We start from the raw sequence: 26858 nt of genomic DNA, 5'->3' as shown, positions 1-26858 counted from the left end.
CGATCCGCTAACCGGTCAAGCCGTGTCGCGGAAGGTTGAATAACCCGCTGAACTCCGGCAGACCCGGAGAAAAGTGAGCGTCCCATGATGCAGCAGTATCAGAGCAATTCGTACCTCTTCGGCGGCAACGCCCCCTATGTCGAAGAACTGTACGAAGCCTACCTCCAGAACCCCGCCTCGGTTCCCGACAATTGGCGCGCGTACTTCGACGCCATGCAGAACGTTCCCGCCGTCGACGGCTCGAACGGCCGGGATATCGCCCACGCTCCCATCGTTGCCTCGTTCGCCGAGCGCGCCAAGCAAGGTCCCATCCGCACCATCGTTGCATCGGCCGATTCCGACATGGGCCGCAAGCGCGTCGCTGCCACGCAGCTGATCGCCGCCTACCGCAACATCGGTTCGCACTGGGCTGACCTGGACCCGCTCAAGCGCCAGGAGCGTCCGCCCCTGCCGGATCTGGACCCCGCCTTCTACGGTTTTTCCGAAGCCGATCTCGATATCGTCTTCAACGCCAGCAATACCTACTTCGGCAAGGAGTCGATGAGCCTGCGCGAGCTGCTCAACAACCTGCGCGAAACGTATTGCGGCACCATCGGCTTCGAATTCATGTACGTGAGCGACCAGGCGCAGAAGCGCTGGTGGCAGGAGCGCCTGGAAACCACGCGCTCCAAGCCTGTGTTCACGCTGGAAAAGAAGAAGCACATCCTTGACCGCCTGACCGCGGCCGAAGGCCTGGAGCGCTTCCTGCACACCAAGTATGTCGGCCAGAAGCGCTTCTCGCTGGAAGGCGGCGAGAGCTTCATCGCCGCCATGGACGAGCTGATCCAGCACGCCGGCAGCAAGGGCGTGCAGGAAATCGTGATCGGCATGGCCCACCGCGGCCGCCTGAACGTGCTGGTCAACACCCTGGGCAAGATGCCCGCCGACCTGTTCGCCGAATTCGAAGGCAAGCACGTCGATGACCTGCCGGCCGGCGACGTCAAGTACCACAAGGGCTTCTCGAGCGACGTCTCGACCGAGGGCGGCCCGATCCACCTGTCGCTGGCATTCAACCCGTCGCACCTGGAAATCGTCAACCCGGTGGTCGAAGGCTCGGCCAAGGCCCGCCAGGAACGCCGCGGCGCCGTCGGCAACATGGAAGTGCTGCCGGTGCAAGTGCACGGCGATGCCGCCTTTGCCGGCCAGGGCGTGGTCATGGAGACGCTGAACCTCGCGCAGACCCGCGGCTACGGCACGGGCGGCACGATGCACATCGTCATCAACAACCAGATCGGCTTCACCACCTCCGACCCGCGCGACGCCCGTTCGACGCTGTACTGCACGGACGTGGTCAAGATGATCGAGGCCCCGGTGCTGCACGTGAACGGCGACGACCCCGAAGCCGTGGTGTACGCCATGCAGCTGGCGGTGGACTTCCGCATGGAGTTCAAGAAGGATGTCGTGGTCGACATCATCTGCTTCCGCAAGCTGGGCCACAACGAGCAGGACACCCCCGCGGTCACGCAGCCGCTGATGTACAAGAAGATCGCCCAGCACCCCGGCACGCGCAAGCTGTACGCCGACAAGCTGGCCGCGCAAAACCTGGTCCCGGCCGATTTCGGCGACGAGAAAGTCAAGGAATACCGGGCCGCGATGGACGCCGGCAAGCACACCGCCGATCCGGTGCTGTCGAACTTCAAGAACAAGTTCGCGGTCGACTGGATGCCGTTCCTGAACCGCAAGTGGACCGACGCCGCCGACACCGCCGTGCCGGTGACCGAGCTCAAGCGCCTGGCCGAACGCATCACCGCCATCCCGGAACACCTGAAGCTGCACCCGCTGGTCGAGAAGGTGGTCAAGGACCGCGCCAACATGGGCCGCGGCGACCAGCCGCTGGACTGGGGCATGGGTGAGCACCTGGCCTTCGCCTCGCTGGTGGCCTCGGGCTACCCGGTGCGCATTACCGGCCAGGACGCCGGCCGCGGCACCTTCACCCATCGCCACGCGGTGCTGCACGACCAGAACCGCGAGCGCTGGGATGCCGGCAGCTACGTGCCGCTGCAGAACGTGTCGGAGAACCAGGCACCGTTCACGGTGATCGACTCGGTGCTGTCCGAAGAGGCCGTGCTCGGCTTCGAATACGGCTACTCGACCGCCGAACCGAATGCGCTGGTGATCTGGGAAGCCCAGTTCGGCGACTTCGTCAACGGCGCCCAGGTGGTGATCGACCAGTTCATCTCGTCGGGTGAAGTGAAGTGGGGCCGTGCCTCGGGCCTGACGCTGATGCTGCCGCACGGCTACGAAGGCCAGGGTCCGGAACACAGCTCGGCGCGCATCGAGCGCTTCCTGCAGCTGTGCGCGGACCACAATATGCAGGTCTGCCAGCCGACCACGCCGGCCCAGATCTTCCACCTGCTGCGCCGCCAGATGATCCGCCTGTTCCGCAAGCCGCTGGTGATCATGACGCCGAAGTCGCTGCTGCGTAACAAGGATGCGGTGTCGCCGCTGTCCGACCTGGCCAAGGGCCATTTCGAGACCGTCATCGGCGACCACGAAGAACTGAACGCCAGCAAGGTCAAGCGCGTCATCATGTGCTCGGGCAAGGTGTACTACGACCTGGTCAACACCCGCAAGGAACGCGAGGCCAACGACACCGCGATCATCCGCCTGGAACAGCTGTACCCGTTCCCGCACAAGGCGCTGGCCGCGGAACTGAAGAAGTACCCGAACGCCAACGAGATCCTGTGGTGCCAGGACGAGCCGCAGAACCAGGGCGCCTGGTTCTTCGTGCAGCACTACATCATGGAAAACATGACGGACGGCCAGAAGCTCGGTTATGCCGGTCGCCCCGCTTCGGCTTCGCCGGCGGTGGGCTACTACGCAAAGCACAACGAGCAACAGAAGGCGCTGCTGGACGCGGCCTTCGGCAAGCTCAAGGGCTTTGTTCTGACCAAGTAATCAGTCGGCAGCCACGGCGGCGCGCGCAGGCGCCCCGTGGCATCGCCAGCATCAAGACAACACGCATAACACGAGGAATTCACCACCATGGCTATCGTTGACGTCAAGGTTCCGCAACTCTCCGAATCGGTCGCCGAAGCGACCATGCTCAACTGGAAGAAGAAGCCAGGCGAAGCCGTTGCCCAGGACGAGATCCTGATCGAAATCGAAACCGACAAGGTCGTGCTGGAAGTGCCGGCCCCGTCGGCCGGTGTGCTGTCGCAGATCGTCAAGAACGACGGCGACACCGTGGTGGCCGATGAAATCATCGCCAAGATCGACACCGAAGCCACCGCTGGCGCCGCCGCCCCGGCCGCCGCCGCTCCGGCTCCTGCCGCCGCCGCACCGGCCCCGGCCGCTGCAGCCGCCGCCGCTCCGGCCGCCGCCGGCGCCGTGGCCATGCCGTCGGCCGCCAAGCTGATGGCCGAAGCCGGCCTGTCGGCCGGCCAGGTTGCCGGTACCGGCAAGGACGGCCGCATCACCAAGGGCGACGTGCTGGGCGCGGCCGCCGCGCCGGCCCCTGCCGCCAAGGCCGCTCCGGCCCCGGCCGCCAAGCCGGCCCTGCAGCAGGTTTCGGCTCCGGTCGACTTTGCCGCCCTGGGCGACCGTCCGGAAGAGCGCGTGCCGATGAGCCGCCTGCGCGCCCGCATCGCCGAGCGCCTGCTGCAGTCGCAAGCCACCAACGCCATCCTCACCACCTTCAATGAAGTTAACATGAAGCCGGTGATGGACCTGCGCAACAAGTACAAGGACCGCTTCGAGAAGGAACACGGCGTGAAGCTGGGCTTCATGTCGTTCTTCGTCAAGGCCGCGGTGCACGCGCTGAAGAAGTTCCCGCTGATCAACGCCTCGATCGACGGCAACGACATCGTCTACCACGGCTACTTCGACATCGGTATCGCCGTCGGTTCGCCGCGTGGCCTGGTGGTGCCGATCCTGCGCAACGCCGACCAGATGAGCCTGGCCGACATCGAGAAGAAGATCGCCGAGTTCGGCGTCAAGGCCCGTGACGGCAAGCTGTCGCTGGAAGAGCTGAGCGGCGGTACGTTCTCGATCTCCAACGGCGGCGTGTTCGGCTCGATGCTGTCGACCCCGATCATCAACCCGCCGCAATCGGCCATCCTGGGCGTGCACGCCACCAAGGACCGCCCGGTGGTGGAAGACGGCCAGATCGTGATCCGTCCGATGAACTACCTGGCGATGTCCTACGACCACCGCATCATCGACGGCCGCGAAGCCGTGCTGGGCTTGGTCGCCATGAAGGACGCACTGGAAGATCCGGCGCGCCTGCTGCTGGACCTGTAACAGCCGGTCCCTCCGCGCACGCCAGCGCGTGCGCGGGGAGCGCGCTCCCGTGATCACGGCGCGCCGGCACGCGTTGCAGCCGGCGCCCAACAAGGAATTTCCATGAGCAAACAATTCGACGTGCTGGTGATCGGCGCCGGCCCCGGCGGCTATATCGCCGCCATCCGTGCCGGCCAGCTGGGCCTGAACGTGGCCTGCTGCGAAGGCAATGCGTATGACGATCCCAAGGGCGAAGCCCGCCTGGGCGGCACCTGCCTGAACGTGGGCTGCATCCCCTCCAAGGCGCTGCTGGCTTCCTCGGAAGAGTTCGAGAACGTCCAGCACCACCTGGGCGACCACGGCATCACCGTGGGCGACGTCAAGGTCGACGTGGCCAAGATGCTCAAGCGCAAGGACGATATCGTCGGCAAGATGACCAAGGGCATCGAGTTCCTGTTCCGCAAGAACAAGGTGACGCTGCTCAAGGGCTACGGCAAGTTCGTCGGCAAGACCGCCGAGGGCTTCCAGGTCGAGATCGCTGGTGAAGTGGTGACCGCCAAGCAGGTCATCATCGCCACCGGTTCGAAGGCCCGCCACCTGCCCGGCATCACCGTCGACAACGACCTGGTCAGCGATAACGAAGGCGCGCTCAAGTTTCCGTCCGTGCCGAAGAAGCTGGGCGTGATCGGCGCCGGCGTGATCGGCCTGGAGCTGGGTTCGGTGTGGCGCCGCCTGGGTTCGGACGTGACCGTGCTGGAAGCGCTGCCCGCCTTCCTGGGCGCCGCCGACGAAGGCGTGGCCAAGGAAGCGCAGAAGCAGCTGACCAAGCAGGGCCTGAAGTTCAGCCTCGGCGTGAAGGTGGACGAAGTCACCACCGGCAAGAAGGGCGTGACGGTCAAGTACACCGACAAGGATGGCGCGGCCCAGACGCTGGAAGTCGATCGCCTGATCGTGTCGGTCGGGCGCGTGCCGAATACCGACAAGCTGGGCCTGGACGCAGTCGGCCTGGCGGTCGACCAGCGCGGCTTTATCGAGGTGGACGACCATTGCGCCACCAAGGTGCCGGGCCTGTGGGCCATCGGCGACGTGGTGCGCGGCCCGATGCTGGCGCACAAGGCCGAGGACGAGGGCGTGGCCGTGGCCGAGCGCATCGCCGGCCAGAAGCCGCATATCGACTACAACTGCATTCCGTGGGTGATCTACACCTTCCCGGAAATCGCATGGGTCGGCAAGACCGAAGCCCAGCTCAAGGCCGAAGGCCGCGAGTTCAAGGCCGGCCAGTTCCCGTTCATGGCCAACGGCCGTGCGCTTGGCATGGGCCACGCCGACGGCTTCGTCAAGATGCTGGCGGACGCCAAGACCGACGAGATCCTGGGCGTGCACATCGTTGCCGCCAACGCCTCGGACCTGATCGCCGAAGCCGTGGTGGCGATGGAGTTCAAGGCCGCCAGCGAGGATATCGGCCGCGTCTGCCATCCGCACCCGTCGATGTCGGAAGTCATGCGCGAAGCCGCGCTCGCCGTCGACAAGCGTCAACTCAATATGTAAGGCGCATGTCCGCCGCTGCCTGAGTACCGGCGCGCCGTCCTGCGGCGCGCCGTTTTCACTTGCGGCCCGTGCCGCGTGAGCCCCGAGCATGAACGTCACCGAGTACTACGAGAAGGAACTGAAGGAGCGCGGCTACCAGTCCGACGAGGCCCAGCTGCGCGCCGTGGCCCGGCTGCAGCAGTGCTACGACGAATGGGTCGCCTACAAGGGGCGTCGCAACAACGCGCTGAAAAAGCTGCTGGTGCGCCCCGATGTGCCGCAGGGCGTCTATATGTGGGGCGGGGTGGGGCGCGGCAAGTCGTTCCTGATGGACAGCTTCTATACCTGCGTGCCGGTGGTGCGCAAGACGCGGCTGCATTTCCATGAATTCATGCGCGAGGTGCACCGCCAGCTGGAAGAGCTGCGCGGCCGTCCCGACCCGCTCGACGAACTGGCCAGGCGCATCGCGCGCCGTTTCCGCCTGATCTGCTTCGACGAATTCCATGTCAGCGACGTCGCCGACGCGATGATCCTGCATCGCCTGCTGCAGCAGCTGTTCGACAACGGCGTGCAGTTCGTGATGACCTCCAACTACCGGCCCGACCTGCTGTACACCGATGGCCTGCACCGCGACCGCGTGCTGCCCGCCATCGCGCTGCTGCAGCAGAAGCTGGACGTGCTCAATGTCGATGCCGGCATCGACTACCGCAAGCGCGCGCTGGAACAGGTGCAGGCCTACCACACCCCGCTGGACGCCAAGGCCAACTCGGCGCTGCGGGATGCCTTCACTTCGATTGCCGGCGTCGCCGACGAGTCGCCGCTGCTGCATATCGAGCACCGCGAGCTGCGCTCGCTGCGCAAGGCCAACGGGGTGGTGTGGTTCGACTTTGCCACGCTGTGCGGCGGCCCGCGCTCGCAGAACGACTACCTGGAACTGGCTTCGCAGTTCCATACGGTGATCCTGTCCGACGTGCCGCGCATGACGCCGCGGATGTCGTCCGAGGCACGCCGCTTCACCTGGCTGATCGACGTCTTCTACGACCACAAGGTCAAGCTGCTGATGTCGGCGGAAGTGCCGGCCGACGAACTCTATACCGAAGGCCAGATGGCCAACGAATTCCATCGCACCGTGTCGCGCATCATCGAGATGCAGTCGCGCGAGTACCTGGAATCCGAGCGCCGCACCATGGATACGACGCTCACCTGACCGTGTTTCAGGCCCGGGGCGACGCACCCAGGCCGCCTTGATCTATATCAAGTTGAAATCGGGGGGCGGCCTATATCCTCGACGGGGTAGAAAAAGGTCCCCATGTCGCCGCCCCCAGCCACCAGTCCTTCCGTCAGCATGCTGGCGCCATTTCCGCCGCCCGTCGGGCACGATGGCGCGGACATGGCTGCGCGCGGCGCCGGCGCGGCGCTGGCATGCTTCCACTGCGGGTTGCCGGTCACCGATGCCGAACCGCTCGCCGCCGACCTGGACGGCAGCCGCCGCGTATTCTGCTGCGGCGGTTGCCAGGCCCTGGCGCAGACCCTCCATGCGGCCGGCTTTGCCCACCTGTACGGCGACGAAGCCCGCTTCGCCCGGCCCATCGACGACGATGCCCGGCGCCAGGCCGAGCCGGTCTGGGCTGCCTACGATGCCCCGGAACTGCGCGCGCAATTTGTCCGCCCGCTCGACGGCGGCCGCGCCGAGATCACGCTGGCTCCCGAGAATATCCGCTGCGCCGCCTGCGCCTGGCTGATCGAGCAGCATCTGTCGCGCCAGCCGGGCGTGGAATCGGCGGTCGCCAATGTCGCCACGCGGCGCGTGGTGGTGCGCTGGCGCGACGACGCCCAGACGGTGTCGGGGCTGCTGGCGGCGCTGGCCGGCATCGGCTACATGGCCTGGCCCTTCGAAGTCTCGCGCACCGACCTGCAGGACCGCCGCGCGCGCCGCGGCCTGCTGATGCGCATGGCGGTGGCCATGCTCGGCATGATGCAGGTGATGATGTACGCATGGCCGATCTATACCCACGAAGCCACCATCGATCCCGGCCAGCTGCAGCTGATGCGCTGGGCCAGCTTCGCGCTGACCTTGCCGGTGGTGTGCTATGCCGCCTCGCCGATCTTCGCCGGCGCCTGGCGCAGCCTGCGCCAGCGCCATATGGGCATGGACGTGCCGGTGGCGATCGGCGTCGCCGCGGGCTTTGCCGCCAGTGCGCTGGCCACCGTGCGCGGCGTGGGCGAGGTCTATTTCGATTCGGTGACGATGTTCGTCGCCTTCCTGCTGCTGGCCCGCTACCTGGAACTGCGCGTGCGCCAGGCCTCGCGCAGCGGTGCCGAAATGCTGGCGCGCCAGTTGCCCGCCACGTGCGAGCGGCTGGCCACGGCCGGTGCGGCGGGCGAGCGCATCCCGGTCGCGCGGCTGCGCGCGGGCGACCTGATCCGCGTCAAGGCGGGAGAGATCGTCCCGGCGGACGGCGCGGTCACTTCGGGCACCAGCGAACTCGATGAATCCATGCTGACCGGCGAAAGCCGGCCGGTGCGCCGCTGCGCCGGCGACACCGTGCTGGCTGGCAGCTTCAATACCGCCAGCCCGCTGGAACTGCGCGTGACCCGCGTCGGCGCCGGCACCCGCCTGGCCGAGATCGTCGCGGTGCTGGACCGCGCGCTGGCCGAGAAGCCGCGCCTGGCGACACTGGCCGACCGCGTGGCGGGCTGGTTCGTGGCGACGCTGCTGGTGCTGGCGGCACTGACCGGCATGGTCTGGGGCCTCTGGATCGATCCGTCGCGGGCCTTGCTGGTGACCATCGCGGTGCTGGTGGTCAGCTGCCCGTGCGCGTTGTCGCTGGCTACGCCGGCGGCACTGGCCGCGGCCGGCGCGGCGCTGTCGCGGCGCGGCGTGCTGCTGGCGCGCGGCCACGCGCTGGAAACGCTCGCCCGCGTCACCGACGTGGTGCTCGACAAGACCGGCACGCTGACCGAGGGCCGCTTTGCCGTGGCGGCGGTCGAGCCGCTGGGAGAAGCCGATTCCGCTCGATGCCTGACGCTGGCCGCAGCGATGGAGCGTGGCGGCGAGCACCCGATCGCGCGCGCGCTGGTGGCGGCGGCGCCCGATCTGACGGGCCTGCCGCTGCACGTCAGCGACATGCGCAACGTTCCCGGTGCCGGTCTCGAGGCGGTGGTCGCGGGCCGCCGCCTGCGCCTCGGCCGCGCCGATTTTGTCTTGGCGCTGGGCGGTGCTGGCCAGCCTGCGCCGGCCGCTGCCGACAACCTTATGCATCCCGGCGCCACGGTGGTCTGGCTGGGCGCCGAGACCGGCGCGCTGGCGCGCTTCGTGCTGGCCGACGTCGAACGCCAGGAAACGCCGATGCTGCTGGCACGCTTGCGCGAACTGGGCGTGCGCTGCCACCTGGTATCGGGCGACAACATGGCGGCGGTGCACTGGTGGGCCGCGCACTTCGGCATCGAGCGCATGGCCGGCGAGGTCACGCCCGAAGGCAAGCGCGACTACGTGGCGCGGCTGCAGCAGGACGGGGCCGTGGTGCTGGCCGTCGGCGACGGCATCAACGACGCGCCGGTGCTGGCGCAGGCGCAGGTATCGATTGCGATCGGCAGCGGCGCGCCGCTGGCCCAGGCCGGCGCGGACGCGGTGCTGACACACGGCGGCGTGGCCGAGATCGCGACGGCGCTGGCCGTGTCGCGCCAGACGCGCCGGGTGGTGCGCCAGAACCTGGGTTGGGCCTTTTTCTACAACGTGGTCGCCATTCCGCTGGCGGCGACCGGGCTGGTGACGGCGTGGATGGCGGGCATCGGCATGTCGCTGTCCTCGCTGCTGGTGGTGGCCAATGCCTGGCGCCTGCTGCGCGCCGGCAAGCCGCGGCGCACGTCGCGGCCTGCGTCGCGGCCTGCGTCGCGGCATAACGGAGCCTGACGATGGAAACGCTTTACCTGCTGGTGCCGATGAGCCTGGTGCTCGTGGTGGTCATCGCGGGCGCGCTGTGGTGGGCACTTCATGCCGGGCAGTACGACGACCTGGACCGGCCTGCCGAATCGATCCTGCTGGACAACGACAAGCCGTGAGCCCGCGGCGCGTGCCTCGGACCGGAGCCGCGCGCGCAGGTTCAAGACGTGCCCGGAGCGGCTTGATAAAGATCAACGCACCCGTGGCATGGTTTTTCTAAAGTCACACTGTCAGTAGGTTTTTTATTTTCTCTAAGCTTTGGGGGTCTGAATGGATGTCACTGCCGCGTCTTCACGCGTCGACACCTTCAATTACGGCGTCGTAAGACAGTTCGCTGTCATGACGGTAGTCTGGGGGATCGTCGGCATGGCCGTCGGCGTGCTGCTGGCAGCACAGCTGATCTGGCCCGAACTCAATTTCAATACACCGTGGCTGTCGTTCGGCCGGCTGCGTCCGCTGCATACCAATGCGGTGATCTTCGCCTTCGGCGGCAGCGCGCTGTTTGCCACTTCCTACTACGTGGTCCAGCGTACCTGCCAGGCGCGCCTGTTCTGCGGCCCGCTGGCCGCTTTCACGTTCTGGGGCTGGCAACTGGTCATCGTCGCAGCCGCCATCACGCTGCCGTTGGGCATCACCAGCTCCAAGGAATACGCCGAACTCGAATGGCCCATCGACCTGCTGATCACCGCGGTCTGGGTGGCCTACGCGATCGTGTTCTTCGGCACCATCGTCAAGCGCAAGACCCGGCATATCTACGTCGCCAACTGGTTCTTCGGCGCCTATATCCTGACCATCGCGCTGCTGCACATCGTCAACAACATCGAGATGCCGGTGTCGCTGTGGAAGTCCTACTCGGCCTATGCCGGCGTGCAGGACGCGATGATCCAGTGGTGGTACGGCCATAACGCGGTCGGCTTCTTCCTGACCACCAGCTTCCTGGGGATGATGTACTACTTCATTCCCAAGCAGGCCGAGCGTCCGATCTTTTCCTACCGCCTGTCCATCGTCCACTTCTGGGCGCTGAACTTCACCTACATGTGGGCCGGCCCGCACCACCTGCAGTACACCGCGCTGCCGGACTGGGCGCAGTCGCTCGGCATGGTGTTCTCGCTGATCCTGCTGGCGCCGTCGTGGGGCGGCATGATCAACGGCATCATGACGCTGTCGGGTGCCTGGCACAAGCTGCGCACTGACCCGATCCTGAAGTTCCTGGTGGTGGCGCTGTCGTTCTACGGCATGTCGACCTTCGAAGGCTCGATGATGTCGATCAAGACCGTCAACGCGCTGTCGCACTACACCGACTGGACCATCGGCCACGTCCACTCCGGCGCGCTGGGCTGGGTCGCGATGATCTCCATCGGTTCGCTCTACTACCTGGTCCCGCGGCTGTTCGGCGAGAAGCAGATGTACAGCGTGCGCCTGATCGAATGGCACTTCTGGATCGCGACCATCGGCGTGGTGCTGTATATCGCCTCGATGTGGATCGCGGGTGTGATGGAAGGCCTGATGTGGCGCGCCACGCAGCCGGACGGCACGCTGACCTACGCCTTCGTCGAAGCGGTCAAGGCCAAATATCCGTTCTACCTGATTCGCCTGCTGGGTGGCATGTGCTTCCTGTCCGGCATGCTGCTGATGGCCTACAACATCGCCAAGACCATCGTCGGCAAGCCCGCCGTGGATGCGCCGATTCCGGCCAGCATCGCCGCCTCCGCCCACTGATCAATCCAGGATAGAAAGATGTCCGACAAACAACGCTTCTTTTCCCACGAAACGCTGGAGAAGAACATCGGCTGGCTGATCATCTGCACGATCCTCGTGGTCAGCATCGCGGGTCTGGTCCAGATCGTGCCGCTGTTCTTCCAGCACTCCACCACCGAGCCGGATCCGGGCATCACGCCGTATTCGCCGCTGCGGCTGATGGGGCGCGATATCTATATCCGCGAAGGCTGCGTCGGCTGCCACTCGCAGCAGGTGCGCACGCTGCAGGCCGAGACCGAGCGCTACGGCCATTACTCCACCGCCGGTGAATCGGTCTACGACCATCCGTTCCTGTGGGGCTCCAAGCGTACCGGCCCCGATCTGGCGCGCGTGGGCGGACGCTACTCCGACGACTGGCAGCGCATCCACCTGCGCAACCCGCGCGACGTGGTGCCGGAATCCGTGATGCCGTCGTACCCGTGGCTGGAGAAGGCCGAGCTGCCCACCAACGATATCCAGGCGCGCATGCGCGCGCTGGTCAAGCTGGGCGTGCCGTACACCGACGCCGACATCGCAAAGGCGCCGGAAGAGCTGAAAGGCAAGACCGAGGAAGACGCGCTGGTTGCCTACCTGCAGGGCCTCGGCACCAACCGTCGCAATGTGCGCGTCGATGCCGCCGCCGCGGCACCGAAGGAGTAAGCCATGGCCATGATCACCGCCATCGCGACCGTCGTGTCCATGGTCGTTTTCCTCGGCATCTGCTGGTGGGCCTGGTCCGCCGGCCGCCAGGCCGCCAACCGCGAATCCGCCATGCTGCCGTTCGCGCTGCCTGACGAAACTACGACAACATCGAGCCGGAACACCTAGCCATGAGCGATTTCATTTCCGATTTCTGGAGTTACTACATTGCCGCCATCGCGCTCATCGGCATCGTCTGGTGCGTATGGCTGCTGTTCTCCCAACGCAAGATCACCAAGACCCCAGGCGGCACGGAAGATACCGGCCATGTCTGGGATGGCGACCTGCGTGAACTGAACAACCCGCTGCCGCGCTGGTGGATGTGGATGTTCCTGCTGGCCTGCATCTTCGGCCTGGCCTACCTTGTGCTGTATCCGGGCCTGGGCTCGTACGCCGGCGTGCTGAAGTTCTCCACGCAGGGCGAACTGGCCGCGCACCGCGCGGCGCAGGAACGCATGCAGAACGAGATCTACGGCAAGTACCTGAAGATGGACGTCAAGCAGGTGGCGGCGGACCCGCAGGCACGCGAGATCGGCCAGCGCCTGTTCCTGAACTACTGCGCGCAGTGCCATGGCTCCGATGCGCGCGGCAGCCGGGGCTTCCCCAACCTGACCGACAACGACTGGCTGTACGGCGGCGAGCCCGAGACCATCAGCCAGACCATCGCCAAGGGCCGCAATGGCGTGATGCCGCCGTTTGGCGCTGTCATCGATGCCAAGCAGGCGGGCGACGTGGCGCAGTACGTGCGTTCGCTGTCCGGGCTGTCGTCGGATCCGATCCGCGTGTCGCGCGGCGAAGGCGCGTTCAAGACCACCTGCGTGGCCTGTCACGGCGCCGGCGGCAAGGGCAACCAGGCCCTCGGTGCGCCGAACCTGTCGGACAATGTCTGGCTCTATGGCAGCTCGGAAGCCAGCATCGTCGAGGCCATCCTGAAGGGCCACAACAACCATATGCCGGCACATGAGGAAATCCTGACGCCCGAACGCATCCGCATGCTGACGGCCTATGTGTGGGGGTTGTCCAATACGGGAGGCGGAGCCGGGCAATGATCGACGACTCATGTGAGCGAGCGCTCGAGGCTCGCGGGAGAACTCGCCCATGAATGCGCCCGGGACCGAAGAAGTGGCCCGGGCGGCCGACCTGCAACGGTCGGCCGCTGCGCCGGGCGAGACCTCGGAAGAAACCCTTTACGAGGTCCGCCGCAAAATCTATCCGCGTTCGGTGAAGGGCGCGTTCTCCAGCTGGCGGGTCTGGCTGGTGATCCTGACCCAGCTGATCTACTACGGCACGCCCTGGCTCCAATGGAACGGACGCCAGGCCGTGCTGTTTGACCTTGGCGAGCGCAAGTTCTATATCTTCGGGCTGGTGCTGTGGCCGCAGGACGTGATCTACCTGGCGGTGCTGCTGGTCATCTCCGCGCTGGCGCTGTTCCTGTTCACGGCGATCGCGGGACGGCTGTTCTGCGGCTACGCGTGCCCGCAAACGGTCTACACCGAGATCTTCATGTGGATCGAGCGGCGGGTCGAAGGCGACCGCATCGCCCGCATCCGCCTCGACGGGGACCCGTGGAGCCTGCGCAAGTTCCGCATCAAGGCAACCAAGCATTTCCTGTGGGTGCTGATCGCACTGTGGACCGGTTTCACGTTCATCGGCTACTTTGCGCCGATCCGCGAACTGGGCGGCGAGGTACTGGCGCTGACGCTGGGCCCCTGGCAGGCATTCTGGATGCTGTTCTACGCGTTCGCCACGTGGGGCAACGCAGGCTTCATGCGCGAGCAAGTATGCAAGTACATGTGCCCCTACGCGCGTTTCCAGAGCGTGATGGTGGACCGCGACACCTTTGTCGTGACCTATGACGTCGGCCGCGGCGAGCCGCGCGGCAGCCGCTCGCGCAAGACGGACCATCACCAGGCCGGGCTTGGCGATTGCGTCAACTGCAGCATCTGTGTGCAGGTGTGCCCGACCGGCATCGACATCCGCGATGGCCTGCAGTACGAGTGCATTGGCTGCGGCGCCTGCATCGACGCCTGCAACCAGGTCATGGACAAGATGGACTACCCGCGCGGGCTGATCCGGTACACCTCGGAAAACGCAATGCGCAAGGGCCTGTCCGCTGCGGCATCGCGCAAGCGCCTGCTGCGTCCGCGCGTCATCATCTACTCGGTGATCTGGGTGGCGCTGCTGGCGGGGTTCATGGCGTCGATCATGCTGCGCACGCCGCTGAAGGTCGACATCATCCGCGATCGCGGTGCGCTGGGCCGGGAGGTGGAAGGGCGCTGGATCGAGAACGTCTATCGGCTGCAACTGATCAACACCACCGAGGCGCCGATGCAGATCCGCGTGCGTGCCGACAGCGATGAACTGAAGGACCTGACGGTCGAATACGACAAGCAGGCCGAATCGCTGGCGCCAACCTCCAACCGGCTGCTGCCGATCCGCATCCGCGTGCCGATAGAGGCCGCCAGGCAAGGCACGCACAAGATCAACGTAACGGTAACGAGCGAAGGCACGGAGCAGGGGCATGCTGAAATCCGGCAATCCACCAGTTTTATCGTGCCGCGCGATTTGTGAAGCTAGGCGACTCACACGTAGTCGCCAGGACGAAGGGGGCAAGATGAGTCAGCAAGGCAATCCGTGGTGGAAGGAACCGTGGCCATGGCTGCTGATGGCCGGTCCGCTGGTGGCCATGGTGGCGTGCGGCGTGACGATCTGGCTGGCGTCGGCACACCCCGACCTGCCGGTGCAGGGCGTGGCGCGGCATGGCCTGGTGGTCGAGAAGGTGGAAGCGGTGGCGCCCAAGTCCGCGGCAGCGAGGCAGCCATGAGGTTGCGCTGGCTGATGTGGGTGCTGTGGCCGGGCTTCCTGATGGCGGGCCTGGCGACGGCGACGGTTTTTTCCGTCGTCGATCCGGGCGACCTCAAATTCTTCGGCCATCCGATCGAATCGTCGCGCGAGTCGGTCTATACCGTCGGCTTCCTGCTGGCGTGGGTGTTCTGCGCGTTGTCCAGCGGGCTGACGCTGTACACCATGCCGACGCGGCTGGCGGATACGGACGAACTGGAATAGGGAAGTGCTATCGCGTTGCCGGCGCCGGAGGCGGCGCGGCAACGCCGCGGTGGCTCAGCAGCTACGGCTGTAGAGTTGCTTGATGCCGTCGATGTCGATCAGCTTGACATGCCGCTGGCGGATCTGGATCAGCCCGGCCTCGGCAAAGCGCGAGAACAGGCGACTCACGGTCTCGAGTTTCAGCCCGAGGTAGCTGCCGATCTCTTCGCGGCTCATGCGCATCACGAACTCGGACGCCGAATAACCGCGCGCCGACAGCCGTTCCGACAGGTTGATCAGGAAGGCGGCGAGGCGTTCCTCGGCGCGCATCGAGCCGAGCGTGACCAGCATCAGCTGGTCGTGCGTGATTTCCTTGCCCATCAGGCGCAGGAACTGCTGTTGCAGCGAAGGCAGGTCGGCGGACAGCGTCTGCAGATCGTTCATGCGGACCACGCATACCTCGGTATCTTCGAGTGCGGTCGCATCGGACGCATGCTGCATCTCGCCCAGGCCGTCGAGGCCGACGATTTCACCGGGCAGGTGGAACCCGGTAATCTGCGAGCGTCCGTCTTCGGTGGTGACATGCGTCTTGAGCGTACCGAAGCGGATGGCGTAGACCGCGGTGAGCGGGTCACCCATGCGGTAAAGGGTTTCCCCCTTGTGCACGCGGATGCGTTCCTGCACCAGCGTGTCGATCTTGGCAAGGTCTTGCTGCGACATGCCAACCGGGAGGCACAGCTGTCCCATCGCACAGGTGGAGCAGCGGGGCGACATCTCGGTAATGGGGATGGAAGTGAGCAATTGGAACCTGCTAGAAATGGCAGCGGGGCACGATATGGGCATTTTACCGTGCGATGTGATCCGGCAGGGAGACAGAATTGACATTTGGAGTATTGATCAGCGTTTTCCTGCTCGCTCTGCTGGGCGGCGTGCACTGCGCCGCCATGTGCGGCGGCGTGGCGCTGGCCGTGGAGCAGCGGCGCGGCAAGGCAGCGCCGGTCACCCTGGTGCGCAGCCGCACTGCATGGCTCGGCGAGTTATTGTTGATGCACTTTGGCAGGATTACCACCTATATGCTGCTCGGTGCCGCGCTGGGTGCCGCCGGTGCCACCGCCTGGAAGCAGGACTACCTGCCAGTGCAGCGGTGGCTGTTCGGCGCCGGCAGCCTGATGCTGCTGTGGTCGGGATGGCGCCTGCTGCGCGGCAGTACCTTTACCGTGAACTGGCTGGAGCGGCTGGCGGCGCGAGCCGGCCCGGCGGTGGCCGGCCGGCTCGGCGGTCTTGCCGGCGCGTTGCCGGCCTTCGTGCGGACGCGCGGCGGGCTGGCCCGGCGTTATGGCGTGGGCCTGGCCTGGGGGCTGGTACCGTGCGGCATGGTCTACGGTGCGCTGACGCTGGCGCTGCTGGCAGGGAATGCCGGCTCGGGCGCGCTGGTGATGGGCGTGTTCGGACTGGGTACGCTGCCGAACCTGCTGGTGCTTTCCGGGCTTTCTGGCTATCTGAGGCTGTGGTCGCGGCGCCCGGTGGTACGCCTGGGCGCGGGCCTCGCCGTGATGGCGTTCGGATGTCTTGGCGTCGCGCGAGCGGTGCTGCTGCCACATTCGCTGGCGGAACAGGGCTTTTGCCTGGTGTTTTGATGCCCCATGCGGCATCCTGCGGCGCCGGCACCCCGCGCAAGCAGGATGATGGTTGCAGGCGGAGCCGGGAATGCCATACAATCGCCAGCATTGCGGTATCGCGCGGAGTCAGACAGGCTGCGGTAAGCAGCGGCGATCAGCGCCTGGCGGTCTTCCTATCCGAAGGCGCGCTCGGGACGCGGGAAAGCGGAAGGCTTTCGATGAGCGCCAGTCCCCGCGGTCCATCCGGTTCAAAAGATCTGGTTCAAAAGTCCGGTTGGCGCTGCGGCGTGGTAGATGCCGGCCTTGCTCCCGATACCCGTATTTTCTTGCGTCCGAGGCGTTCAGTTCGCCGACCGCGATGTCCGTTTGTGCGGACGAGCGACGCAAGAGGTTCGCTGGCCGATCTATGACGGCATGCGGACGATCTCCTGCCGGAAGCCCCGGCAACTCGATGCAAAGAAAGGGAAGTGCACGGCCTGGGTACGGCAGGTATCCGGCTCGCTGCGCAATGAGATGGCGGTGGCTTTGGCACCGCTGTATCCAAAATCTCCGGTGCCCCGGATCCGTCCGGGAGCAGGTGCAAAGACAGGCTGCACACCATCAACATGAATACCCAAGAGGCGAAGATCGTCCTCGAGACGGCGCTGATCTGCGCGCAGGAACCGTTGCGCGTCAACGATCTGCGCCGCCTGTTCGACGATGACGTCGGCGCAGACACCATCCGCGTGCTGCTGGACGAACTGCGCCAGGACTGGCGCCCGCGCGGCGTGGAGCTGGTGGCGCTGGCAAGCGGCTGGCGGTTCCAGAGCCGGCCCGAAATGCGGGAATACCTCGACCGCCTGAATCCGGAAAAACCGCCAAAATACTCGCGTGCGGTGATGGAGACCCTGGCGATCATCGCCTACCGCCAGCCGGTGACCCGTGGCGATATCGAGGAAATCCGCGGCGTGACGGTCAGCACGGAAGTGATCAAGAAGCTTGAGGACCGCAGCTGGATCGAGGTCATCGGCCATCGCGACGTGCCGGGTCGCCCGGCGCTGTATGCCACCACCAAGGCATTCCTGGACGACCTCGGGCTGCGCACGCTGGACGAGCTGCCGCCGCTGGAAGACGCCCAGGCGCAGGCGCAGGCCGCCTTGCTGGAGCAGCAGGCGATCAACTTCGAAGACCTGGCGGCGAACAAGCCGGCCAGCGCCGACGAGGAAGCCTTTGCTGAGCCGGCGCACGCGCCTGAAAGCGAAACCGCCGCGCCCGAAGACGGCGTCGATGGCTTTGACGCGCAGCCGGCCGCCGAGACGGTGGTTGAGGCGGGTTCGGGCGATGCCGCCGAACCGGGCGCAACTTCTCCGGACGGGGCGCGGGAACAGCTGCCGGACGACGGCACCCCGCCGCACCCGAGCGAGCACGACGAGCGCGTGCCGAACTGAACAACATGCAACATCCGATAGTGAATATCTTGTCTGATTCCGTTGAGCAAGACGCCCGCCATGCGGGCGCATCCGCCGACACCGGCGCCGCAGAACCCGGAACGGGCAGCGACGCCGCGCCCCGTCGCAAGGGGCTGCGCCGCGGTCTGAGGAACCTGGTGGCATCCCGCCGCCAGGCGGCGCAGGATCGCGCCGAGGGCGCCGAAGGCGCCGGCGCGGCCGGCCAGGGCGATGCCGGCGAGGCGGGTGCCCCCGCCAGCGCGGGCGCCGCCGGTGCCGGGCGCGGCGGTCAGCGCGGCCGCGGCAAGCGCAAGACGGGCCAGGGCGAAGGCGGGCAGGGTGGGCAGGGCAGTCAGGGCGGCACCAAGGCAGACAAGATCGACCGCGCGGCCCGCGCCGAAGGCGCCGACAAGCCGGAGCAGCCGGCCCGCAAGCGCAAGCAGGGACCGCGCGGCGGCAAGCCCGCGCCGACCGGCGACTCCCAGGGCGCCGGCGCGCGCCAGCAGGGCCGGCGCAAGGATGGCGGCAAGCCGCAGGCCGCGCGCAAGGGCCAGGGCGGTGGCGACAAGGCCGCGGCGAGCAGCGAAGACCTGTTCCGCTTCGTCATTTCCGAGCAGTACGACAGCGAAGACACCGTCATCCCGCGCACCAAGGCCAAGCCGGTGCGCGAGCTGTCCGCCGAAGACGACGCCCCCAAGCTGCACAAGGTGCTGGCCGAGGGCGGCCTGGGCTCGCGCCGCGAGATGGAAGAGCTGATCCTGCAGGGCCGCGTCTCGGTCAACGGGTTGCCCGCCCATATCGGCCAGCGCATCCTGCCGGCCGACCAGGTCCGCGTGAACGGCAAGCTGATCCACCGCAAGGTGTCGACCAAGCCGCCGCGCGTGCTGCTGTATCACAAGCCTGCCGGCGAGATCGTCAGCCAGTCCGATCCGGAAGGCCGTCCGACCGTGTTCGATAACCTGCCGCGCATCAAGACCGGCAAGTGGGTCGCGGTCGGCCGCCTTGACTTCAACACCGAAGGCCTGCTGATCTTCACCACCTCGGGCGACATCGCCAACCGGTTCATGCATCCCCGCTACGGCGTCGAGCGCGAATACGCGGTGCGCACGCTGGGCGAGCTGGCCGAAGCCGACCGCCAGCGCCTGCTGCACGGCATCAAGCTGGATGACGGCGAGGCCAACTTCCTGCGCATTGCCGACGGTGGCGGCGAAGGCGCCAACCATTGGTACCACGTGGCCCTGACCGAAGGCCGCAACCGTGAAGTGCGCCGCATGTTCGAGGCGGTCGGCCTGACCGTGTCGCGCCTGATCCGCACCCGCTATGGCCAGTTCCTGCTGCCGCGCGGCCTCAAGCGCGGTCGCTGGCAGGAAGTCGAGCCGAATGACGTCAAGGCGCTGATGACCAGCGTCGGCCTGAAGGTGCCCGGCAAGGGCGAGCAGGCGCCGAAGGGCGCCACCAAGGTGGGCGGGCGCAAGCAGCGCACCGAGGCGGCGATTGCCGGCATGCCCATGCATACCGGCATGGACGGCCTGCCGCGCTTCGAGCAGAGCGGTCCTCGCGGCGGTGGCGGCGGCAGCCGCAGCAGCCAGCCGGATCCGATGAAGACGTCGATGGGCTATATCAGCCACGGGCCGACGCTGCTCACTTCGCACGCCGCCAACCTCGGCGGAGGTCGCGGCGCCGGCGCGCGGCAGGGACGTGGCGGCGGTGCCGGCATGGGTGGGCTGGGCGGTGCAAGGGGCCAGGCCGGCCAGGGGCAGGGCAAGGCCCGCCGCGGCGGCGAGGCCAATGGCAACGTGATGCCGAAGGCAGCCAAGTCGGGTGGCAACCGTTCGCAGCGTGGTGGCAGCGGCAATCGTGGTGGCAACCGCGGCGGCAATCGGTAAGCGCCGTACGCGGCGCATGGCGGGCATAACGCCTGCCTGCGCCGCATGCGGTGCGCGGAAATGTCTGGCTTTTGCCTTTTCGACATAATCCGCGTATAATTCAAGTCTATTCAAAAAGCCATCCTCGTCCGAGGATGGGCGAATGATGGGCATTGCGCCCATTTTTTTTTGGTTCGCCCGTTTTCGGTGCTTCCGCCTGGGGCGGAAGGGGTGGCGGACAGGCAGCGCTGCAGCAGGGTCGTCCCGGACGGCACCGGCGGGTTTGCCTGCCACGGTGTTGATGGCCATTACTCGGGATAACAGTGCATCTGGCAGATTTGATCGAAACCACCCTAAGCGGCATGGGATATGAGCTGGTCGAGCTCGAGCGTGCCCCGGCCGGATTGCTGCGTGTCTATATCGATCAGCCTGAAACCGGCATTGCCATCGAGGATTGTGAAAAGGTGAGCCGCCAGCTCACCCACGTGTTTACGGTCGAGAACGTCGACTATGAACGCCTCGAGGTCTCGTCGCCCGGACTGGACCGGCCGCTGAAGAAGCTGGCCGACTTCATCCGCTTTGCCGGCGCGGAGGCGCGCGTGACGCTGCGCCTGCCCGTCAACGGACAGAAGAACTTCACAGGCATCCTGCGCGAGCCCACCGGCGCGGCGGGCGAAGAGAAGATCGGCCTGGAGTTCGAGGGCAAGGATGGCCCGGCGCTGCTGGAATTTGCCGTATCCGATGTCGACAAGGCACGCCTGGTGCCGGTGATCGACTTCAAAGGAAATCAAAGAAAAGGGAACAAGCAATGAGCCGCGAAGTTCTGTTGCTCGTCGATGCGCTTGCGCGTGAGAAGAACGTCGACAAGGATGTGGTATTCGGTGCCCTGGAGGCGGCGCTCGCCTCGGCCACCAAGAAGCGTTTCGAGGAAGACGTGGATATCCGTGTCGCGATCGATCGCGAGTCGGGCGAGCATGAAACCTTCCGCCGCTGGCTGGTCGTTCCCGACGAGCTGGGCCTGCAGGAGCCGGACAAGCAGATCCTGCTGTTCGAGGCCCGCGAGGAAAACCCGAGCATCGAGCTGGGTGACTATATCGAGCAGCAGATCGAGTCGGTCGAGTTCGGCCGCATCGGCGCGCAGGCCGCCAAGCAGGTGATCCTGCAGCGCATCCGCGATGCCGAGCGCGAGCAGATCCTGAACGACTACCTCGATCGCGGCGAAAAGATCATGACCGGCACGGTCAAGCGCGCCGACAAGAAGGGCCTGATCGTCGAATCCGGCCGCGTCGAGGCGCTGCTGGCCCGCGACCAGATCATTCCCAAGGAAAACCTGCGCACCGGTGACCGTGTGCGCGCCTATATCCTGAATGTCGACCGTGCCGCGCGCGGCCCGCAGATCGAACTGTCGCGCACCGCCCCTGACTTCCTGATCAAGCTCTTCGAGAACGAAGTGCCTGAAATGGAACAGGGCCTGCTGGAAATCAAGGCGGCTGCCCGCGACCCCGGCGTGCGCGCCAAGATCGCGGTGGTGGCGCATGACAAGCGCATCGACCCGATCGGCACCTGCGTGGGCGTGCGCGGCACGCGCGTCACCGCGGTGCGCAACGAGATCGGCGGCGAGGCGGTGGATATCGTGCTGTGGTCCGAAGACCCGGCGCAGTTTGTGATCGGCGCGCTGGCACCTGCGCAGGTGCAGTCGATCGTTGTCGATGAAGAGAAGCACAGCATGGACGTGGTGGTCGACGAGGAAAACCTCGCCGTCGCCATCGGCCGCAGCGGTCAGAACGTGCGCCTGGCGTCCGAGCTGACCGGCTGGCAGATCAACATCATGACGCAGGAAGAATCGGCGCAGAAGCAGGCCGAAGAGAGCGATGTGGTGCGCAAGCTGTTCATGTCCAAGCTGGACGTGGATGAGGAAGTCGCGGACATCCTGATCGAGGAAGGCTTCTCCACGCTGGAAGAAGTGGCTTATGTCCCCATCAGTGAAATGATGGAGATCGAGGCCTTTGACGAAGACACCGTCAACGAGCTGCGCAATCGCGCGCGTGATGCGCTCCTGACGATGGAACTGGCCCGGGAAGAAAAGGTGGAAGAGGTGTCGCAGGACCTGCGCTCGCTCGACGGCCTCAACCCGGAACTGATCGGCAAGCTGGCCGAAGGCGATATCCATACGCGTGACGACCTGGCCGAACTGGCCGTGGACGAGCTGGTCGAGATGACCGGTGTCAGCGAGGAAGAAGCCAAGTCGCTGATCATGAAAGCACGGGAACATTGGTTCAACTGAGGGACACGCCCTGGCCGCTGAAACCGGGCAGGGCGCGCTTTCCGCAACAATTTGTCCCGACGTAGAAACCAAGCATTGAAAGGGTTTGAATGGCAAGCACAACAGTTGCCCAACTGGCCGCAGAACTGAGTCGCAGCGCAGCTGCCCTGCTGGAACAATTGCAGGCGGCTGGGGTGGGCAAAGCGACGCCAGAAGACATCATCACGGAATCGGATAAGACCAGGCTGCTGGACTATCTGAAGCGCTCGCACGGCCAGGCCGACGACAGCGCCCGCAAGAAGATCACACTGACCAAGCGCGAAACCTCGGAGATCCGCCAGTCGGACGCCACCGGCAAGACCCGCACGGTCCAGGTGGAAGTGCGCAAGAAGCGCGTGCTGATCAAGCGCGACGACGCTGCGCCGGAATCGCAGGCCGATGGCGCCGAGGCCCAGGCCCAGGTCGTCGACGCCGCCGAGGAGGCGCGCCGCGAAGCGGAAGAGCGCCGCCAGGCCGAACAGCTGGCACGCCAGGAAGCCGAGGCCAAGGCCGCGCGCGAGGCCGCCGAGCGCGAGGAAGCCGAGCGCCGCGCGCGCCAGGAGGCACTCGAGGCCGAACAGCGCCGCCAGGCCGAACTCGCTGCCCGCAAGGCCGAGGAAGAGGCTGCCGCGTCGCGCGCCGTGACCGAAGCCAACGAGGACGCCTCGCGCAAGAAGGCCGAGGACGAGAAGGCCCGCGTCGCCGCCGAACGCGCCGAGGCGCAGAAGGCTGCCGACGAGGCCAAGGCTGCCGCCGACAAGGCCCGCGCCGAGCAGGAAATCGCCGCGCGCAAGCGCCGCGAGGCTGCCGAAGCCGAAGCCCGTGCGATCCAGCAGATGCTGAACGCGCCGGCCCGCGTGCTGAAGGCGCCGTCCGAGCGCAAGGCCGAGGAAAAGAAGGCCGAGCAGACCGGTACGCTGCACAAGCCGGTCAAGCCGGCCGGCACCGAAGCCAAGCCGGGCGAGAAGAAGCCGGTGACCGCCACCGCCACCACCACTACCGACAAGAAGGGCAAGGTCGTCAAGGCCGGCACCTCGTCGACGTGGCAGGACGAAGGCAGCCGCAAGAAGGGCAGCGGCCTGAAGACGCGCGGCGATTCGTCGGGCGGCGTGGGCGGCTGGCGCGGTGGCCCGCGCGGCCGTGGCGGCCGTCAGCAGCAGCATGACGACAGCCGCAGCAACTTCCAGGCGCCGACCGAACCGGTGGTGCGCGAAGTGCACGTGCCCGAAACCATCTCGGTGGCCGACCTGGCCCACAAGATGGCGGTGAAGGCATCCGAGGTCATCAAGCAGATGATGAAGCTCGGCCAGATGGTGACGATCAACCAGGTGCTGGACCAGGAAACCGCCATGATCGTGGTGGAAGAAATGGGCCACAAGGCGTACGCAGCCAAGCTGGACGATCCGGAAGCGCTGCTGGTGGTCGACGGCGAAGAGCACGAAGACGCCGAACTGCTGCCGCGTCCGCCGGTGGTCACCGTCATGGGTCACGTCGACCACGGCAAGACCTCGCTGCTGGACTACATCCGCCGCACCAAGGTGGCGGCGGGCGAAGCCGGCGGCATTACGCAGCATATCGGTGCCTACCATGTGGAAACCGACCGCGGCGTGATCACCTTCCTGGACACCCCGGGTCACGAGGCCTTCACGGCCATGCGTGCCCGCGGTGCCAAGGCCACCGACATCGTGATCCTGGTGGTCGCGGCCGACGACGGCGTGATGCCGCAGACCAAGGAAGCGATCGCGCACGCCAAGGCTGCCGGCGTGCCGATCGTGGTGGCGATCAACAAGGTCGACAAGCCCGAAGCCAACCCGGACCGCGTCAAGCAGGAACTGGTGGCCGAGCAGGTGGTGCCGGAAGAATACGGCGGCGATTCGCCGTTCGTGCCGGTGTCCGCCAAGACCGGCGCCGGCATCGAAGACCTGCTGGAGCAGGTGTCGCTGCAGGCCGAAGTGCTGGAACTGAAGGCACCGGTGGATGCCCCGGCCAAGGGCCTGGTGGTGGAAGCGCAGCTGGACAAGGGCAAGGGCCCGATCGCAACCATCCTGGTCAGCAGCGGCACGCTCAAGCGTGGCGATGTGGTGCTGGCAGGCAGCGCCTACGGCCGCGTGCGCGCCATGCTGGACGAGAACGGCAAGGCCACCAAGGAAGCCGGCCCGTCGATCCCGGTCGAAATCCAGGGCCTGTCCGAAGTGCCCGCCGCCGGCGAGGAAGTGCTGGTGCTGCCGGACGAGCGCAAGGCGCGCGAAATCGCGCTGTTCCGCCAGGGCAAGTTCCGCGACGTGAAGCTGGCCAAGCAACAGGCCGCCAAGCTCGAGAACATGCTCGAGCAGATGGCCGAAGGCGAAGTCCAGACGCTGCCGCTGATCGTCAAGGCCGACGTGCAGGGTTCGCAGGAAGCGCTGGTGCAGTCGCTGCAGAAGCTGTCGACCGCCGAGGTGCGGGTGCAGATCGTGCACGGCGGCGTGGGTGGCATCTCCGAGTCCGACGTCAACCTGGCGACGGCCTCGAAGGCAGTCATTATCGGCTTCAACGTGCGTGCCGATGCGGGCGCGCGCAAGCTGGCCGAGCACAACGGCATCGATATCCGCTACTACAACATCATTTACGATGCGGTAGACGAGATCAAGGCGGCGATGTCGGGCATGCTGGCGCCGGAGAAGCGCGAAACCACCACCGGCACGGTCGAGGTGCGCCAGGTGTTCCGCGTGCCGAAGGTCGGCACGGTGGCCGGCTGTATGGTCACCGACGGCGTGGTCAAGCGCAATTCGCTGGTGCGCGTGCTGCGCAACAACGTGGTCATCCACGACGGCGAGCTGGATTCGCTCAAGCGCTTCAAGGACGACGTCAAGGAAGTCAAGCAAGGCTTCGAGTGCGGTCTGTCGATCAAGAACTTCAACGATGTTCAGGAAGGCGACCAGCTCGAGGTGTACGAAATCACAGAGGTGGCGCGCACGCTGTAAGGCGTCGCAAGCAACGGCAGGCTTCGGCCTGCCGTTGTCATCTCGACCAGACTGTATTGAATGGCCAAGAAAGGCAATATCTCCTCCCGCAATCTCCGCATCTCCGACCAGATCCAGAAGGACCTGGCCGAGATGATCCAGCGCGAACTGCGCGACCCGCGCCTCGGCCTGGTCACGCTGCAGTCGGTCACGCTGACGCCCGACTACGCGCACGCCAAGGTCTACTTCACCGTGCTGGGCGCCGACGCGGCCGAAGCCGCCGCCATCCTGAACGAGAAGGCCGGCTACCTGCACTCGCTGCTGTTCAAGCGCCTGCACATCCATACCGTGCCGACGCTGCATTTCCATCACGACACCTCGGTCGAACACGCGATCGAGATGTCCCGGCTGATCAACGAAGCGAACGCCACGCGTTCGAAAGACGAAGACTGATGCCGGGCGCCCGTGCCGGCAGGCATGGGCTTTCCCGGCGCGGTCGCCGCGCGTTGCGCACCCGCCTCCTGCTTGTTCCCCGATGACCGATTCCAACGCCAACCGTCCGCCGCGCCTGCCGCGCCGCGAGGTCCATGGTGTGCTGCTGCTCGACAAGCCGCTGGGGCTGTCGTCCAACGACGCGCTGGTGCGCGCCAAGCGCCTGTTGCGCGCGGCCAAGGCCGGCCATACCGGCACCCTCGATCCGCTCGCCACCGGGCTGCTGCCGCTGTGCTTCGGCGAAGCCACCAAGTTCTCGCAGGACCTGCTGGAAGCGGACAAGACCTATGACGCCGAAGTGCGGCTGGGCGCGCGCTCCACCACCGGCGACGCCGAAGGCGAGCTGCTCGACGTGCGTGCGGTCACCTGCGACCGGTCCGCGGTGGAGCGTGTGCTGGCGAGTTTTGTCGGCGAGATCGAGCAGGTGCCGCCGATGCATTCGGCGCTGAAGAAGGACGGCCGTCCGCTGTACGAATACGCGCGCGCCGGCCAGACCGTGGAGCGCGCGGCGCGCCGCATCACGATCCGTTCGATTGCATTGCTGGATTGCGCCTTGCCCGAGGCCCCGTCGTTCACGATGCGGGTGACGTGCAGCAAGGGCACCTATATCCGCACGCTGGCCGAGGATATCGGCGAAGCGCTGGGTTGCGGCGCGCATCTGACCGGGCTGCGCCGCATTGCCGTGGGCGACCTGACGCTCGACGGCGCGGTGACGCTGGCCCAGATCGAAGCACAGGATGATGCGCAGCGCCCGGCCATGCTGGCGCCGGTTGATGCCCTGCTGCAGAAATGCGTGCCGGTGCAGCTGGATGCGGCGGCGGCGGGGCGGTTCCTGCAGGGCCAGCGCATTGCCCAGCGGGACCTGCCGGCCGGCACCGTGCTGGCCGAGCAAGGCCTGGCACGGGTCTATGCCGGCGAGCCGGCGCGGCTGCTGGGGGTGGCACGCATGCGCGAAGGCGCGTTGCGGCCGGAGCGGCTGGTCAAGCTGTGAGCCCGCGGA

The 26858-nt window shown here is 66.4% G+C and carries 22 protein-coding genes; 21 read left to right on the top strand and 1 reads right to left on the bottom strand.

Annotated features, from left to right (window positions below; all coding sequences use genetic code 11):
- The first annotated feature begins 84 nt into the window (after nt 1-84).
- From CBM2588_RS10615 to CBM2588_RS10555, 13 genes are all read left to right on the top strand, one after another.
- On the top strand, nt 85-2937 hold the full coding sequence (locus tag CBM2588_RS10615) for a 2-oxoglutarate dehydrogenase E1 component (protein WP_115680499.1): 2853 nt from the start codon (nt 85-87) through the stop codon (nt 2935-2937).
- 87 nt (nt 2938-3024) lie between these two features.
- Nucleotides 3025-4281 carry a 2-oxoglutarate dehydrogenase complex dihydrolipoyllysine-residue succinyltransferase gene (gene odhB / locus CBM2588_RS10610; RefSeq protein ID WP_115680498.1) on the top strand — a complete coding sequence of 419 codons (1257 nt, stop codon included), beginning with the start codon at nt 3025-3027 and terminating at the stop codon, nt 4279-4281.
- Between the two features lie 102 nt (nt 4282-4383).
- Nucleotides 4384-5808: a dihydrolipoyl dehydrogenase gene (lpdA, locus tag CBM2588_RS10605; protein ID WP_115680497.1), complete on the top strand. Its 1425-nt coding sequence runs from the start codon at nt 4384-4386 to the stop codon at nt 5806-5808.
- An 88-nt stretch (nt 5809-5896) separates the two neighbouring features.
- Nucleotides 5897-6994 (top strand): cell division protein ZapE, encoded by a 1098-nt coding sequence (zapE, locus tag CBM2588_RS10600; RefSeq protein WP_115680496.1) that lies wholly within the window; start codon nt 5897-5899, stop codon nt 6992-6994.
- Between the two features lie 102 nt (nt 6995-7096).
- On the top strand, nt 7097-9700 hold the full coding sequence (locus CBM2588_RS10595; RefSeq protein WP_115680495.1) for a heavy metal translocating P-type ATPase: 2604 nt from the start codon (nt 7097-7099) through the stop codon (nt 9698-9700).
- A 2-nt stretch (nt 9701-9702) separates the two neighbouring features.
- Nucleotides 9703-9849 (top strand): cbb3-type cytochrome oxidase assembly protein CcoS, encoded by a 147-nt coding sequence (ccoS, locus tag CBM2588_RS10590; RefSeq protein WP_010809469.1) that lies wholly within the window; start codon nt 9703-9705, stop codon nt 9847-9849.
- Nucleotides 9850-10000: 151 nt separating this feature from the next.
- Nucleotides 10001-11449 (top strand): cytochrome-c oxidase, cbb3-type subunit I, encoded by a 1449-nt coding sequence (gene ccoN / locus CBM2588_RS10585; RefSeq protein ID WP_115680494.1) that lies wholly within the window; start codon nt 10001-10003, stop codon nt 11447-11449.
- A gap of 18 nt (nt 11450-11467) precedes the next feature.
- On the top strand, nt 11468-12127 hold the full coding sequence (ccoO, locus tag CBM2588_RS10580) for a cytochrome-c oxidase, cbb3-type subunit II (protein WP_115680493.1): 660 nt from the start codon (nt 11468-11470) through the stop codon (nt 12125-12127).
- A 3-nt stretch (nt 12128-12130) separates the two neighbouring features.
- Complete coding sequence (locus CBM2588_RS10575) at nt 12131-12295, top strand: cbb3-type cytochrome oxidase subunit 3 (protein WP_010809472.1); 165 nt, start codon at nt 12131-12133, stop codon at nt 12293-12295.
- A 2-nt stretch (nt 12296-12297) separates the two neighbouring features.
- Nucleotides 12298-13215 carry a cytochrome-c oxidase, cbb3-type subunit III gene (ccoP, locus tag CBM2588_RS10570; RefSeq protein WP_111517746.1) on the top strand — a complete coding sequence of 306 codons (918 nt, stop codon included), beginning with the start codon at nt 12298-12300 and terminating at the stop codon, nt 13213-13215.
- A 49-nt stretch (nt 13216-13264) separates the two neighbouring features.
- Nucleotides 13265-14737, top strand: coding sequence for a cytochrome c oxidase accessory protein CcoG (gene ccoG, locus CBM2588_RS10565; protein WP_115680492.1), 1473 nt, complete (start codon nt 13265-13267; stop codon nt 14735-14737).
- A 43-nt stretch (nt 14738-14780) separates the two neighbouring features.
- A complete protein-coding gene (locus CBM2588_RS10560) occupies nt 14781-14990 on the top strand; it encodes a FixH family protein (protein ID WP_115680491.1) in 210 nt (69 codons plus the stop codon).
- Complete coding sequence (locus tag CBM2588_RS10555) at nt 14987-15232, top strand: hypothetical protein (protein WP_012353116.1); 246 nt, start codon at nt 14987-14989, stop codon at nt 15230-15232. The genes CBM2588_RS10560 and CBM2588_RS10555 overlap by 4 nt, the downstream gene beginning before the upstream one ends.
- Before the next feature lie 54 nt (nt 15233-15286).
- Here CBM2588_RS10555 and fnr read toward each other — a convergent pair whose 3' ends face one another.
- Nucleotides 15287-16012, bottom strand: a complete 726-nt coding sequence (gene fnr, locus CBM2588_RS10550) for a fumarate/nitrate reduction transcriptional regulator Fnr (protein ID WP_018007730.1) — start codon at nt 16010-16012, stop codon at nt 15287-15289.
- Between the two features lie 77 nt (nt 16013-16089).
- Here fnr and CBM2588_RS10545 point away from each other — a divergent pair, with 77 nt between their 5' ends.
- The 8 genes from CBM2588_RS10545 (at nt 16090) to truB (ending at nt 26849) form a co-directional block, all read left to right on the top strand.
- Nucleotides 16090-16848, top strand: coding sequence for a sulfite exporter TauE/SafE family protein (locus CBM2588_RS10545; protein ID WP_115680490.1), 759 nt, complete (start codon nt 16090-16092; stop codon nt 16846-16848).
- A gap of 587 nt (nt 16849-17435) precedes the next feature.
- On the top strand, nt 17436-18257 hold the full coding sequence (gene scpB / locus CBM2588_RS10540; protein WP_115680489.1) for an SMC-Scp complex subunit ScpB: 822 nt from the start codon (nt 17436-17438) through the stop codon (nt 18255-18257).
- Between the two features lie 5 nt (nt 18258-18262).
- Complete coding sequence (gene rluB, locus CBM2588_RS10535; protein WP_115680488.1) at nt 18263-20143, top strand: 23S rRNA pseudouridine(2605) synthase RluB; 1881 nt, start codon at nt 18263-18265, stop codon at nt 20141-20143.
- Between the two features lie 302 nt (nt 20144-20445).
- Entirely contained in the window at nt 20446-20934 is a 489-nt protein-coding gene (gene rimP, locus CBM2588_RS10530) for a ribosome maturation factor RimP (RefSeq protein WP_018007726.1), read from the top strand.
- Nucleotides 20931-22406, top strand: a complete 1476-nt coding sequence (gene nusA, locus CBM2588_RS10525; RefSeq protein WP_012353109.1) for a transcription termination factor NusA — start codon at nt 20931-20933, stop codon at nt 22404-22406. The genes rimP and nusA overlap by 4 nt, the downstream gene beginning before the upstream one ends.
- 89 nt (nt 22407-22495) lie before the next feature.
- On the top strand, nt 22496-25387 hold the full coding sequence (infB, locus tag CBM2588_RS10520) for a translation initiation factor IF-2 (RefSeq protein WP_111517753.1): 2892 nt from the start codon (nt 22496-22498) through the stop codon (nt 25385-25387).
- 60 nt (nt 25388-25447) lie between these two features.
- The gene (rbfA, locus tag CBM2588_RS10515) at nt 25448-25819 is read left to right on the top strand and encodes a 30S ribosome-binding factor RbfA (protein ID WP_062800512.1); all 372 of its coding nucleotides are present in this window, start codon (nt 25448-25450) and stop codon (nt 25817-25819) included.
- A gap of 82 nt (nt 25820-25901) precedes the next feature.
- Nucleotides 25902-26849, top strand: coding sequence for a tRNA pseudouridine(55) synthase TruB (truB, locus tag CBM2588_RS10510; RefSeq protein ID WP_115680487.1), 948 nt, complete (start codon nt 25902-25904; stop codon nt 26847-26849).
- The last annotated feature ends 9 nt before the right edge of the window (nt 26850-26858 follow it).

The sequence above is a fragment of the Cupriavidus taiwanensis genome (genome assembly GCF_900250075.1).
Classification (GTDB): Bacteria; Pseudomonadota; Gammaproteobacteria; order Burkholderiales; family Burkholderiaceae; genus Cupriavidus; species Cupriavidus taiwanensis_C.
This window is presented reverse-complemented; position numbering and strand designations above follow the sequence as displayed.

What these genes read in the sequence shown, in the direction of transcription:
- lpdA (WP_115680497.1), top strand. Translation starts at nt 4,384, where the DNA reads ATGAGCAAACAATTCGACGTGCTGGTGATCGGCGCCGGCCCCGGCGGC.
- zapE (WP_115680496.1), top strand. Translation starts at nt 5,897, where the DNA reads ATGAACGTCACCGAGTACTACGAGAAGGAACTGAAGGAGCGCGGCTAC.
- CBM2588_RS10595 (WP_115680495.1), top strand. Translation starts at nt 7,097, where the DNA reads ATGTCGCCGCCCCCAGCCACCAGTCCTTCCGTCAGCATGCTGGCGCCA.
- infB (WP_111517753.1), top strand. Translation starts at nt 22,496, where the DNA reads ATGGCAAGCACAACAGTTGCCCAACTGGCCGCAGAACTGAGTCGCAGC.
- rbfA (WP_062800512.1), top strand. Translation starts at nt 25,448, where the DNA reads ATGGCCAAGAAAGGCAATATCTCCTCCCGCAATCTCCGCATCTCCGAC.
- ccoG (WP_115680492.1), top strand. Translation starts at nt 13,265, where the DNA reads ATGAATGCGCCCGGGACCGAAGAAGTGGCCCGGGCGGCCGACCTGCAA.
- nusA (WP_012353109.1), top strand. Translation starts at nt 20,931, where the DNA reads ATGAGCCGCGAAGTTCTGTTGCTCGTCGATGCGCTTGCGCGTGAGAAG.
- odhB (WP_115680498.1), top strand. Translation starts at nt 3,025, where the DNA reads ATGGCTATCGTTGACGTCAAGGTTCCGCAACTCTCCGAATCGGTCGCC.
- CBM2588_RS10555 (WP_012353116.1), top strand. Translation starts at nt 14,987, where the DNA reads ATGAGGTTGCGCTGGCTGATGTGGGTGCTGTGGCCGGGCTTCCTGATG.
- ccoN (WP_115680494.1), top strand. Translation starts at nt 10,001, where the DNA reads ATGGATGTCACTGCCGCGTCTTCACGCGTCGACACCTTCAATTACGGC.
- CBM2588_RS10575 (WP_010809472.1), top strand. Translation starts at nt 12,131, where the DNA reads ATGGCCATGATCACCGCCATCGCGACCGTCGTGTCCATGGTCGTTTTC.
- CBM2588_RS10615 (WP_115680499.1), top strand. Translation starts at nt 85, where the DNA reads ATGATGCAGCAGTATCAGAGCAATTCGTACCTCTTCGGCGGCAACGCC.
- rluB (WP_115680488.1), top strand. Translation starts at nt 18,263, where the DNA reads ATGCAACATCCGATAGTGAATATCTTGTCTGATTCCGTTGAGCAAGAC.
- ccoP (WP_111517746.1), top strand. Translation starts at nt 12,298, where the DNA reads ATGAGCGATTTCATTTCCGATTTCTGGAGTTACTACATTGCCGCCATC.
- ccoS (WP_010809469.1), top strand. Translation starts at nt 9,703, where the DNA reads ATGGAAACGCTTTACCTGCTGGTGCCGATGAGCCTGGTGCTCGTGGTG.
- truB (WP_115680487.1), top strand. Translation starts at nt 25,902, where the DNA reads ATGACCGATTCCAACGCCAACCGTCCGCCGCGCCTGCCGCGCCGCGAG.
- ccoO (WP_115680493.1), top strand. Translation starts at nt 11,468, where the DNA reads ATGTCCGACAAACAACGCTTCTTTTCCCACGAAACGCTGGAGAAGAAC.
- scpB (WP_115680489.1), top strand. Translation starts at nt 17,436, where the DNA reads ATGAATACCCAAGAGGCGAAGATCGTCCTCGAGACGGCGCTGATCTGC.
- CBM2588_RS10560 (WP_115680491.1), top strand. Translation starts at nt 14,781, where the DNA reads ATGAGTCAGCAAGGCAATCCGTGGTGGAAGGAACCGTGGCCATGGCTG.